Consider the following 12,287-nt stretch of genomic DNA (forward strand, 5'->3'; position numbering starts at 1 on the left):
CCTTAACAACTTCAACCACTTGCGCTTTCGATCTCTCGTCAGCGGGAGGCGAATTCTACAGCGTTACTCGCTGCTGTCAACACCTCTTTTTCAACTTCCTTGGCGCTTCGATGACCTGAAGCAACCTACCGCCGAAAACTGCGTAACTCTTTGTTTATCAAGGAGTTTTCCGTTTCGACTGCGCCGGAAGTGGGGCGAATTATAGGCCTCCAGAATCTGCCGTCAACACCTATTTACGCCTATTTGGCAGAAGAGGCCTTTTTAGCCGCTAAACGAGGGATTCGACGAGCTACGGGCGGTAGCCGCAGCACTAACAACAACGCACCTATAGACGCATAGATCACCCACTCTTTGAGGTCGGCACGCACAATCCAGAGCATATGCAGCAATCCAAGCCCGAGAATGACGTAAGCCAGGCGATGCAACTTCTTCCAACTCGCCCGCAATCGCCGCTGACTGTATCGATTGGACGTCACCGCCAATGCCAGCAAACCAAGAAAGCCCAGCGCCCCGACAATAATGTAAGGCCGCTTGCGCAACTCGACACCCAATTGCGACCAGTCAAAACCAAGAATGAATGCGGCATAGCTACTGAGGTGGAGCACTACATAGGCAAAACACCACAACCCCAACTGTCGCCGCACAACAATCCACCCTGGCCAACCGGTGAGCCTCTGCAAAGGCGTCATACCCAAAGTCACGAGCAGCAGAACAAGCGCCCCCAACCCCAATCGATCGACCAGCACCTTGCCCGGATCCGGCCCGAGGACATCCTCCCAGGCCTGAGACAACCACAGCAGCGGCCACACCAGTACCACGACAAAGACACCGATACGCCAAAACGGATACCGCATCAGTAATTCTTCCTCAGGTCGAGCCCCGTATATAGAGAGGCAACTTCCTCTGAATAGCCGTTGAACATTTGCGTGTCGCGCACATTGGGCTTGAACAAGCCGCTCGGCAAGCGGCGTTCACGAGCCTGAGTCCAGCGAGGATGATCAACCGTGGGATTCACGTTCGCATAAAAGCCATACTCATCCGGAGCAATACTCTGCCAGGTGGTTTTCGGCTGCTCGCTGACCAGACTGATGCGCACGATGGACTTGATGCTCTTGAAGCCATATTTCCAGGGCACCACCAAACGCAGCGGCGCGCCGTTTTGATTAGGCAACTCACGCCCGTACATGCCTACCGCAAGAATCGCCAAGGGGTTCATCGCCTCATCCAGACGCAGCCCTTCTATATAGGGCCAGTCGATCAAGGCAAAACCCGAGCGCTGCCCCGGCATGCTTTTGGGGTCCTGCAGGGTTTCGAAGCGGATGAATCTGGCTTTCGAGGTCGGCTCTACTTCCTTGAGCAACGCCGAGAGGGGAAAGCCGATCCAGGGAATGACCATCGACCAGGCTTCCACGCAACGCAGTCGGTAGATTCGCTCCTCAAGCTGGTACGGCTTCATGAAATCCTCCAGCGCATACCGCCCTGGCTTGCCCACCTCCCCGTCCACAACCACCGACCACGGCTCAGTCTTCAGCGCGCCGGCATTGGCGGCCGGATCACCCTTGTCGGTGCCGAACTCGTAGAAGTTGTTGTAGTGGGTCGCATCCTTGAACGGCGTGATCGCCTCATCCTTGACGTTGACCGCACCCCACTGGGTAGCAGGAAGTTTTTCGCTGAACCAGGAAGGCGCATTGCCGGGTTCGACATCCGGGTAACGCGCAGCATCGCCAGCGCTGGCCCATTGCGGCAGGCTGCCCAGAGCGAAACCGGCAATCGTGGCGCCGAGCACATTGCGTCGAGAAAGATAGAGGGATTCAGGTGTGACGTCCGACTCATGGCAGTCGGACGTTCTGGTGACTTTGATCAGCATGGTTACTCCGCAGCTCTGGAGGACAGATGCACCCATAGACTGCGGAGTATGAGGGAAATTACGCGCTCTTGTTACGGCGAAGACGTAACAGGTATTGAACCGGGCCAGAGGCTGCATAGGCGAGAAACACCAGCAACAGGATGCGCGGCGGATCACTGAACACCACGGCAAACACCAGCACCACCGCGAGAATCGCCACGAACGGCACGCGCCCCTTCAGGTCCAGCTCCTTGAAGCTGTTGTACTTGATGTTGCTGACCATCAGCATGCCGGCCGCAGCCACCATCAGCGCAACCAGGAAGGACATCTTCGATCCCTGGATACCGTAATCGCTGAACGCCCAGACGATGCCTGCAACAACACCCGCCGCCGCCGGGCTGGCCAGGCCGATAAAGTAGCGCTTGTCCGCCGTACCGACCTGAGTATTGAAACGTGCGAGACGCAGCGCCGCACCCGCGACATAAACGAAGGCGACCATCCAGCCGACCTTGCCCATGTCACCCAGCGCCCAACCGAAGGCCAGCAACGCCGGTGCGACACCAAAGGCAACCATGTCCGACAGCGAGTCATACTCGGCACCAAAGGCGCTCTGGGTATTGGTCATGCGGGCCACGCGGCCATCAAGGCCATCGAGCACCATCGCAACGAAGATCGCGATGGCCGCAAACGCGAAATACTTGCTCGCATTGGCCGAGTCACCCGCACTCAGGGCCGCCTGGGCGCTCATCGAGTTGATGATGGAGTAAAACCCTGCGAACAGGTTCGCAGTGGTAAACAGGTTCGGCAGAAGATAGATACCACGATGCCGGACTTTACGACCTTCAGCGTCATGGCCCTCCTCGACATGTTCATCGATGGGCAGCAGGCTTTCGGCGTCAGAAGCCTGGTTTGGCTCTTCGGGGCGTTCGCTCATGGACATTACCTTGCAACGGGGTGGAAAGTTTGGACAGGTGTCTGGGACGACGGTTCGGCCGCAAACGATGCAGCTTTATACCAGAACCGCTCTCCCAAACGAAAAAACGCGGCCTAAGCCGCGTTTTTCGTACAAGGGCGTGACTTAGTTTTTAGCTTTGTCGACGATCTTGTTGGCACCGATCCACGGCATCATGGAGCGCAGTTGCTCACCGATGATTTCGATACCGTGAGCGGCGTTGTTACGACGCTTGGCGGTCATCGAAGGATAGCCGGTAGCGCCTTCGCTGATGAACATCTTGGCGTATTCGCCGTCCTGAATACGTTTCAGGGCGTTGCGCATGGCCTGACGGGATTCGGCGTTGATGACTTCCGGGCCGGTCACGTACTCGCCGTATTCGGCATTGTTGGAGATCGAGTAGTTCATGTTGGCGATACCGCCTTCGTACATGAGGTCAACGATCAGCTTCAGTTCGTGCAGACACTCGAAGTAGGCCATTTCTGGCGCGTAGCCAGCTTCAACCAGGGTTTCGAAACCGGCTTTTACCAGTTCAACGGTACCGCCACACAGAACGGCTTGCTCGCCGAACAGGTCGGTTTCGGTCTCGTCCTTGAAAGTGGTTTCGATGATGCCGGTACGACCGCCGCCAACGCCGGCAGCGTAGGACAGCGCAACGTTCTTGGCGTTGCCCGAGGCGTCCTGGTAGATAGCGATCAGGTCAGGGATACCGCCGCCCTTCACGAATTCGGAACGTACGGTGTGGCCTGGAGCCTTCGGCGCGATCATGATCACGTCGAGGTCAGCGCGCGGCACAACCTGGTTGTAGTGGATCGCGAAGCCGTGGGAGAAGGCCAGGGTGGCGCCTTTCTTGATGTTCGGCTCGATTTCGTTCTTGTACAGGGAGGACTGGAACTCGTCCGGGGTCAGGATCATGACCAGGTCGGCAGCTGCAACAGCCGAAGCAACGTCGGTCACTTTCAGGCCATGGGCTTCTGCCTTGGCAACAGTAGCCGAACCTTTACGCAGGCCTACAGTCACGTCAACGCCGGAATCTTTCAGGTTGCACGCCTGAGCGTGGCCTTGGGAACCGTAACCGATGATGGCAACTTTCTTGCCCTGGATGATCGACAGGTCGCAGTCTTTATCGTAGAAAACTTTCATGAATTTCCCCTATATCAGGCCGTTCAGGCCGTTCGCTAATTTGGTTTAGATGCTGAGTACTTTGTCGCCGCGGGCAATGCCGGTCACGCCGCTACGGACGGTTTCCAGAATCGAGGCGGTGCCGATGGACTGAATGAAGCTGTCGAGCTTGTCGCTGGTACCGGTCAGTTGAACGGTATACACGCTGGCGCTGACATCTACGATCTGCCCACGGTAAATATCGGTAGTGCGCTTGATCTCGGCGCGCTGGGCGCCGGTGGCCTTGACCTTGACCAACATCAGTTCGCGCTCGATGTGAGCACTTTCCGACAGGTCGACCAGTTTTACCACTTCGATCAGCTTGTTCAGGTTCTTGGTGATCTGCTCGATGACTTCATCGTGACCGACAGTGGTCAGCGTCAGACGCGACAGGGTCGGGTCTTCGGTTGGGGCCACGGTCAGGCTTTCGATGTTGTAGTTGCGCTGCGAGAACAGGCCAACCACGCGAGACAGAGCGCCGGGTTCGTTTTCCAGAAGCAAGGAAATAATGTGCCGCATGATTAAGTACGCTCCGTCTTGCTCAGCCACATATCGCGCATGGAGCCGTCTTTGATCTGCATCGGATAGACGTGCTCGCTGGTGTCGACCGAAATGTCGATCACCACCAGGCGATCCTTCATGGCGAACGCCTCTTCCATCTTCGACTTCAAGTCCTTCGAATCGGTGATACGCACGCCAACGTGACCGTAGGCCTCTGCCAGTTTGACGAAGTCAGGCAACGATTCCATATAGGAATGAGAGTGACGGCTACCGTAGCTCATGTCCTGCCACTGGCGAACCATGCCCAGCACACCGTTGTTCAGGATGACGATCTTGACCGGCAAACCGTATTGCAGACAGGTCGACAGCTCCTGAATGTTCATCTGGATGCTGCCCTCGCCGGTGACGCAAACGACGTCGTCATCCGGGAAGCTCAGCTTGATGCCCATGGCCGCCGGGAAACCGAAGCCCATGGTGCCCAGGCCACCGGAGTTGATCCAGCGGTTCGGCTTGTTGAACGTGTAGTACTGCGCCGCGAACATCTGGTGCTGACCCACGTCGGAGGCTACAAAGGCATCGCCCTTGGTCACTTCGCACAGGGTTTCGATCACGGCCTGCGGCTTGATGACGCTGCCGTCGCCCTTGTCATAAGGGAACAGGCCACGATCACCGCGCCACTCATCGACTTGCTTCCACCAGCTGGCAACGGACTCCTTGTTCGGGGTCTCGCCGATTTCCTTGAGGATCGCGACCATTTCGGTCAGGACACTCTCGACCGGACCCACGATAGGCACGTCGGCCTTGATGGTCTTGGAGATCGAAGCCGGGTCGATGTCGATGTGAATGATCTTGGCGTTCGGGCAGAACTTCGACGCGCCGTTGATGACACGGTCGTCGAAACGCGCGCCGACAGCGAGGATCACGTCAGCATGGTGCATCGCCAGGTTGGCGGTGTAGCTGCCGTGCATGCCAAGCATGCCGATGAACTGACGGTCGGTGCCAGGGTAGCCACCGAGGCCCATCAGGGTATTGGTCACTGGCAGGTTGAGCATCTTCGCCAGTTCGGTCAGTGGTGCGGAACCACCGCCGAGGATCACGCCGCCGCCCGAATACAACACAGGACGCTTGGCCGCCAGAAGCATTTCTGCCGCCTTGCGGATTTGACCGGAGTGACCGCGAACAGCCGGGCTGTAGGAACGCAGCTTGGCTTTTTTCGGGAAGACGTATTCGAACTTCTCGGCCGGGTTGGTCATGTCTTTCGGAATATCGACAACGACCGGACCAGGGCGACCGGATTGCGCCAGGTAGAAGGCTTTCTTCATGACTTCCGGGATTTCCGACGCGTGCTTGATCATGAAGCTGTGTTTCACGATCGGCCGGGAGATACCGATCATGTCGGTTTCCTGGAATGCGTCGGTGCCAACCATGGTGCTCGGCACCTGGCCGGAAATGACCACCATCGGAATGGAGTCCATGTAGGCCGTGGCAATACCGGTGATGGCGTTTGTCGCGCCCGGCCCGGAAGTCACCAGTACCACGCCGGCTTTACCGGTGGCACGGGCGTAGCCGTCAGCCATATGGGTAGCCGCTTGCTCGTGACGAACCAGGATGTGGGTCACTTCCGGTTCTTTGAACAGGGCATCGTAAACATGAAGAAGAGCACCACCCGGGTACCCGTAGATATATTTGACGCCTTCGTCGCGCAAAAAGCGGACGAGCATCTCACCGCCAGATAAAAGCTCCACGTTGCTCACCTCTAAAACGCCAGAATACCGCCCACGAAAAATGGGACGGGTCTTAATAGGTTTACTTCTCAGCAGAGCATGAGCGACGGTGGTCGCCGACTACGTCAGCACTGACTGAGCAAGTATTGGGATCGTCCCAAGTGTTGCGGGCCTTTCCCACCCAGCGCGAGGTAACGCGTTGCGGGTGTAACAGGTCGACGCGGATATGCGCCTCATGATCTGCTGAGAGGGTCTGCTTCTGGCAGTCCCTGTACAGCGGACTTTGGATTCTTCTGTTTCGCCCTTCGCAAGTCAAGTCGTCTATGAGCTTTATTCTACTAAGCACATGAGAACGCAAGAAAAAACCCGTAAATCCGCCGCGTGTTAGCTTCGATTGCGCAACTTTTGGCAAAAAATTGGCACGCGCATGCGCTTACCCTGCAGCGGCCGACAAAATAGAGAGAGATTGTGGACAACTGCCAGCGGACGCTGGCAGCTTCTGGCTCAGCGAGAGGCTGTGATCAACTGATCAAACTCTTTGAGCAATACCTGCAACTGCCGATCCCTGCCCTGGACATTGCGTCCGGCAAAGACCATCTCAGCCATTTCCTGAATGCCCGAAGCATTGGGTAGCGGCAGATCCTGCTCGAGGATCATTTTCATGCGCGGCAGGAAGATCCATTGCAGCCATTGCTCGAAATCCAGTGTATCGACCGAAAACGGCTCGACACTGGAAAGCGCTTCGGCCGATGGCGAGACGTCATCCCACCAGCCTTGCACCCGCAACTCGCGCTCGATCAACAGCAGTTGATCGGCGATTTTCAGAAAGCGCGCATCCATCACAGCGTTACCTTGGCCTTCTGGCGCGCCAGTGCCGCGCCCTGGGAGTCACCCTGCTTTTCACGTGCCTGGGCAATCAGCTCCCACAAGTTGGCCTGAAGGGCCGGACGCCCATTGGCCAAGGTCAGCCCCCGGCGCGCGAACTGCTCGGCCTGGGCTGCATCGCCTTGAGCCATCCGCACCTGCGCCAGACGGTACAGCACCTGCGGTTCACGCGGAGCAACGCGCTGGGCGCGTTCAAGGCTGGAGGAGGCACCGTTGAGATCACCGCTCGCCTGTTGCTGTTGAGCGGTGGTCAGCAAAGCCAGTACCGGGCCGTCCAGCTGCTCATCGGCAGAGAGCCCGCCCGAGCTGGCCGACGGAATCCCGCTTGGCGACGACGGCATGCTATAGCTGCCCTGGTTGATCGGCGCCGATTGTACCGGCGACGTGTCAATCGGCCCCGGCGTGATCGGCCCCGGCGTGATCGGCCCCGGGGTAATAGGCGTGGTGCTGATTGGCGTTGAAGTCGTTGCCGCGCCTGGCACCATCACCACGACGCCGCTGTCACCTTGGGGAATCGCCTGGGTCTGGGACGACTGACCTTGTACAGGACGCTTGACGGTCGTCTGGCGGAAGCCGCCATTGGCCGAGATCCGCTCACTGTTGGACACCGCGGTGCCGGAATCCACAACCGGAATCGAACCACGTTGGACGGTAGAGCAACCGCTGAGCAAAGCTACGGCGGCAACCGCTGGAATCAACCACTTGTTCACTTGAAATCCTCTTTGCTTAATTCATCCAGCCCTTGACCCAGTCCATCACCGACTCCGCAGGGTTTTCACCACCGCAAGCGGCGCCGGGAGGCGGTTCGCTGCCGCGAATATACGGCATCTGCACGGCACCGGGGCAACCGGCGTCAGAACCTTGCCCGGTTCGCGAATCCACCCAGGCCTGAACGATATTATCCGGCTGCGGCATGTCTAGCGGCAACGGGTCGGCCTTGCGCATGAAGCTGGTCCAGACCTGCAAGGCCCCGGTGGCGCCCGTGAATGGCGTCTTGCCGTTGTCGTCGCGCCCCAGCCAGACCACCGCCAGCAAGTCCTGGCTGAAACCGGCAAACCAACTGTCTCGCGAGTCGTTACTGGTGCCGGTTTTACCCGCGAGGTTCAGCGTTCTTGGCAACACGTTGTAAACCGAGCTGCCGGTACCTTCTCGCATCACGCGCTGCATGGCGCTCTGGATCAGGTAAATGGAGGCCGGATCGAAACGCTGCTGAATCTGGAACGGATAACGCTTGAGCGGCTCGCCTTCGGCCGTCAGCACGCTGCGAATCCCGCGCATCGGCGTATTGAAGCCACCGTTGGCGAGGGTCTGATACATGGTCGCCACTTCGATGGGCGTCATCCCGCCAGCGCCGAGCAACATCGACGGGAAGGCCGGGAATTCACGAGACACCCCCAGGCGCTCCACCGTCTTCAGGACGTTCGGCACACCGACCGCCAGGCCGAGACGCGCGGTCGACAGGTTGTAGGAATGCGCCAACCCCTGATAGAGGAAGACGGTACCGTGAGAACGACGATCATAGTTCTGCGGCTTCCAGACCTGGCCGTCGGCGCCCTTGACCGAGAAAGATTCGTCCGACAGCCAACTGGTCAACGTGTACTGGCTCGGCTTCTCCAGCGCGGTCAGGTACACCGCCGGCTTGATCAACGAGCCGATCGGCCGCACAGCATCCAGCGCCCGGTTGAACCCGGCAAAACTGGCCTGGCGACTGCCGATCATGGCCTGTACTTCGCCGGTCTCCGGGTTGGTCACGACCATGGCCGCCTCGACGTCATCGGACCCCTTGCGCCCGGCCAGGCGCTTGAAGGTGTCGTTGACCGAGGCTTCAGCCTTCATCTGCAGGATCGGGTCGAAACTGGTGAAGATGCGCAGGCCTTCTTCGGTCAAGTCTTCGTCGCGATAGTCTTCGCGCAACTGACGCTTGACCAGATCGAGGAAGCCGGGGAACGAGCTGTCCGCCAGACTGCCGCGCTTGGTCACGCCCAGCGGCATTTTCTTCGCCGCCTCAACCTGCTCGGCAGTCGCGACGCCCTGCTCCTGCAGCACATCGAGTACCAGGTTGCGCCGCTCAAGGGCACGCTCCGGATAACGACGAGGGTTATAGGAAGACGGCCCTTTGACCATCCCCACCAGCAGTGCGACTTGATGCAGCTTGAGTTCGGCCAGCGGCTGGCTGAAGAAAAACTGGCTGGCCAGACCGAAACCGTGCACCGCGCGCTGACCGTCCTGCCCGATAAACACTTCGTTGAGGTAAGCCTCAAGGATTTCGGGTTTGTCGTAATGCAGTTCAAGCAGCAGCGCCATCATCGCTTCGGTGAGCTTGCGGCTCAGGCTGCGCTCGTTGGTCAGGTAGAAGTTCTTGACCAACTGCTGAGTCAGGGTACTGCCGCCCTGACGCATGCGGCCGGATGAACCGTTGACCCAGATCGCTCGGGCGATCGACTTCGGCGAAACACCGAAGTGATGATAAAAATCGCGGTCCTCGACCGCCACCAGCGTTTCCAGCAGATACGGCGGCACCTGATCGATCTTGATCAGGATCCGGTCTTCGAGGTTTTTCGGGTACAGGCCACCGATCAGCAGCGGCTCCAGGCGCACCACCGACAGTTTCGAGCCTTTTGCCCCCGCCAACTCGGCCACGTAATCGCCGGAGAAACGCACCCGCACCGGTTGCGCCTGCTCCATGCCTTCATAGAACTGGAAGCCACGGGTGTTCAGGTCAACGGTATTGCCGTTCACCGACGCCGCGCCCGGGCCGTTGGCCACGCTTTCACGGCGATAACCCAGGGCATCGAGTTCGGTCAGGAAATCATCCCGGCTCAGCTTTTGTCCGACGAACAGCTCGAGGGGACGAGCGTAAACCTTGGCCGGAATCGTCCAGCGCTTGCCGGAAAACTTCTCCTGGACAATTGCATCAAGGTAAACGGCGAATCCGGCCAGCACTACCAGGCCGACCAGACTGAGTTTAATGGCCCAGCCCAGCCACGGGCGCAGGCCCCTGGAGGGTGGTTTTTTTGGGGTACGGGGAGTTCGAGTACGAGTCATGGCGGCGGATTATACGCACTTTATTCATACTCAACAGGAGCGCTCCGAGGTTTGCGTCAAGCGGACTTGCAGCCATAATGACGGCCTTGATTTTCCAGACTCTGAAGGATCGCCTGTGAGCCAGACCTTGATCGCTGCCCTGCAAAACCCTGCCCTCTACCCGCACCCGGTAGAAGGATTCCAGGTCATCGAAACCCATATCTCCTGGGTCATTCTCACCGGCCCCTTCGCTTATAAAGTGAAGAAACCGGTCAACTTCGGTTTTCTCGACTTTACCGGCCTTGAGGCTCGCGAACATTTTTGTACTGAAGAGCTGCGCCTGAACCAGCGCCTGACCGACGATTTGTACCTGGAAGTGTTGCCCGTCACCGGCAGCGCCGAGGCTCCGCAATTGGGCGGCGAAGGGCCAGCCATCGAATATCTGCTGAAGATGCGCCAGTTCCCGCAAAGCGGACTATTGAGCACCCTGCAAGCCAATGGCGAATTGACCACCGCGCACATCGACGAGATGGCCGAGCAGATCGCCCGCTTCCACCTCAACGCCCCAAAAGTGCCGGCCGGGCACGAAGCCGGCACCCCGGACAGCGTCATGGCGCCGGTACGGCAGAACTTCGAGCAGATCCGTCCGTTCCTCAGCGATAAAGCCGACCTGTTGCAACTCGACGCCCTGCAAGCCTGGGCCGAAAGCAGCTTCGAACGCCTCAAACCACTGCTCGCCCAGCGCAAGGCCGAAGGCTTCATTCGTGAATGCCACGGTGACATCCATCTGGGTAACGCTACCGTGATCGACGGCAAGGTCGTGATCTTCGACTGCATCGAATTCAACGAACCCTTCCGTTTTACCGACGTTTATGCCGACACCGGCTTCCTGGCGATGGACTTGGAAGATCGCGGCCTGAAGTGCCTGGCGCGCCGTTTCGTCAGCCAGTACCTGGAGCTGACCGGCGACTATCACGGCCTCGAGCTGCTGAACTTCTATAAAGCCTACCGCGCCCTGGTTCGCGCCAAGGTCGCCCTGTTCAGCATGCCGGCCGACGCCACTGCGGTGCAGCGCGCCACGACCCTGCGCCAGTACCGCAACTACGCCAACCTCGCGGAAAGCTACAGCACCATTCCTTCGCGCTTCATGGCCATTACCAGCGGCGTTTCCGCAGTCGGTAAAAGCCATGTCGCCATGCGCCTGGTCGAAGCCCTGGGCGCGATTCGCCTGCGCTCCGATGTCGAGCGCAAGCGCCTGTTCGGCGAGCAGACCGTCGAGAATGATGTACAGGCCGGCATCTATAGCGCCGACGCCAGCGCGGCGACCTATGCCCGCCTGCACGAAATCGCCGACGTCATTCTGCATGCGGGCTTCCCGGTGGTGGTCGACGCCACTTACCTCAAGCGTGAACAGCGTGACAATGCGGCGAAGGTGGCCGAGGCCACGGGTGCACCCTTCCTGATCCTCGACTGCAATGCACCACAGGCCGTGATCGAAAGCTGGCTGGCCGTGCGCCAGGCCGACAAGAAGGACCCGTCCGACGCCACTCTGGCCGTGATCGAAGCCCAACAAGCCAGCCGTGAGGCGCTGACCCCCGCAGAAATCCTCTGCAGCAAGCGCGTCCAGACCAATGAAAGCGGGACTCTGGATACCGTTGTGGAACAGATTCGCCAGCGCCTGCCGGGCCTGTAAAAACTATTTCAGCCGTGAGGCCCTCGCAGTCCTCACGACTGTCAAACAGTGGCACTATACTGGCGTCATAAAACCATCAGGTGATGCGACATGAGCCAGCCAAAACTTCTCGACACTCCGCTTTATGCCCTGCTGCACAAAGACGACATCAGAGGCTTTAACAGTGAGCGCCCCAAGGATGGCCCCATCGACATGGTGGGTGGCGATTTCCGGGGGCTGGACCTGCGCGAACTGAATGCCGACGGTGTGGACTTCAGCGACGCCTACTTCCGTTCCGCCGACTTGCGCGGCATCGATTTTCGCAAAGCGAACCTGGAAGGCGCGAGCCTGGCCCACGCGCAAATCTCCGGTACCTACTTTCCAGTGGAACTGAGTGCCGACGAAATCCTCATGTCGATGAACTTCGGCACGCGATTGCGCTACCGCACACGCTGATCACTGTTGCCGGCAGACAGGTCCAGTGCCCCCCATTGCACTGGACTGCGGGGACATTCACTCGCC

At 59.0% G+C, this 12,287-nt stretch carries 11 protein-coding genes; 2 read left to right on the forward strand and 9 right to left on the reverse strand.

Going from position 1 to position 12,287, the window contains the following annotated elements:
• Positions 1 to 239: 239 nt before the first annotated feature.
• The 9 genes from msrQ to mrcB all read right to left on the reverse strand — a co-directional run bounded on the left by msrQ (position 240) and on the right by mrcB (position 10,114).
• A complete protein-coding gene (gene msrQ / locus KW838_RS18545; RefSeq protein WP_218502298.1) occupies positions 240 to 854 on the reverse strand; it encodes a protein-methionine-sulfoxide reductase heme-binding subunit MsrQ in 615 nt (204 codons plus the stop codon).
• Positions 854 to 1,867 carry a protein-methionine-sulfoxide reductase catalytic subunit MsrP gene (gene msrP / locus KW838_RS18550; protein WP_218502309.1) on the reverse strand — a complete coding sequence of 338 codons (1,014 nt, stop codon included), beginning with the start codon at positions 1,865 to 1,867 and terminating at the stop codon, positions 854 to 856. The genes msrQ and msrP overlap by 1 nt, the downstream gene beginning before the upstream one ends.
• 58 nt (positions 1,868 to 1,925) lie before the next feature.
• Positions 1,926 to 2,780, reverse strand: coding sequence for a CDP-diacylglycerol--serine O-phosphatidyltransferase (gene pssA / locus KW838_RS18555; protein ID WP_102701640.1), 855 nt, complete (start codon positions 2,778 to 2,780; stop codon positions 1,926 to 1,928).
• A 144-nt stretch (positions 2,781 to 2,924) separates the two neighbouring features.
• On the reverse strand, positions 2,925 to 3,941 hold the full coding sequence (gene ilvC, locus KW838_RS18560; protein ID WP_003228216.1) for a ketol-acid reductoisomerase: 1,017 nt from the start codon (positions 3,939 to 3,941) through the stop codon (positions 2,925 to 2,927).
• A gap of 45 nt (positions 3,942 to 3,986) precedes the next feature.
• Positions 3,987 to 4,478, reverse strand: coding sequence for an acetolactate synthase small subunit (ilvN, locus tag KW838_RS18565; RefSeq protein ID WP_003176102.1), 492 nt, complete (start codon positions 4,476 to 4,478; stop codon positions 3,987 to 3,989).
• A gap of 2 nt (positions 4,479 to 4,480) precedes the next feature.
• Positions 4,481 to 6,205, reverse strand: a complete 1,725-nt coding sequence (locus tag KW838_RS18570; RefSeq protein ID WP_015096847.1) for an acetolactate synthase 3 large subunit — start codon at positions 6,203 to 6,205, stop codon at positions 4,481 to 4,483.
• A 483-nt stretch (positions 6,206 to 6,688) separates the two neighbouring features.
• Entirely contained in the window at positions 6,689 to 7,024 is a 336-nt protein-coding gene (locus KW838_RS18575) for a YqcC family protein (protein ID WP_102701639.1), read from the reverse strand.
• Positions 7,024 to 7,779: a tetratricopeptide repeat protein gene (locus KW838_RS18580; RefSeq protein WP_218502312.1), complete on the reverse strand. Its 756-nt coding sequence runs from the start codon at positions 7,777 to 7,779 to the stop codon at positions 7,024 to 7,026. Before KW838_RS18580 ends, KW838_RS18575 begins: the two co-directional genes overlap by 1 nt.
• A gap of 16 nt (positions 7,780 to 7,795) precedes the next feature.
• A complete protein-coding gene (mrcB, locus tag KW838_RS18585) occupies positions 7,796 to 10,114 on the reverse strand; it encodes a penicillin-binding protein 1B (RefSeq protein ID WP_102701637.1) in 2,319 nt (772 codons plus the stop codon).
• A gap of 115 nt (positions 10,115 to 10,229) precedes the next feature.
• Between mrcB and KW838_RS18590 the strand changes: the two genes are divergently transcribed.
• Positions 10,230 to 11,786 carry a bifunctional aminoglycoside phosphotransferase/ATP-binding protein gene (locus KW838_RS18590; RefSeq protein WP_218502324.1) on the forward strand — a complete coding sequence of 519 codons (1,557 nt, stop codon included), beginning with the start codon at positions 10,230 to 10,232 and terminating at the stop codon, positions 11,784 to 11,786.
• A 90-nt stretch (positions 11,787 to 11,876) separates the two neighbouring features.
• On the forward strand, positions 11,877 to 12,221 hold the full coding sequence (locus tag KW838_RS18595; RefSeq protein ID WP_102701635.1) for a pentapeptide repeat-containing protein: 345 nt from the start codon (positions 11,877 to 11,879) through the stop codon (positions 12,219 to 12,221).
• Positions 12,222 to 12,287 lie beyond the last annotated feature (66 nt).

It is taken from the genome of Pseudomonas sp. PDM27 (genome assembly GCF_019219205.1).
In the GTDB taxonomy this organism is placed as follows: Bacteria; Pseudomonadota; Gammaproteobacteria; order Pseudomonadales; family Pseudomonadaceae; genus Aquipseudomonas; species Aquipseudomonas laurylsulfatiphila.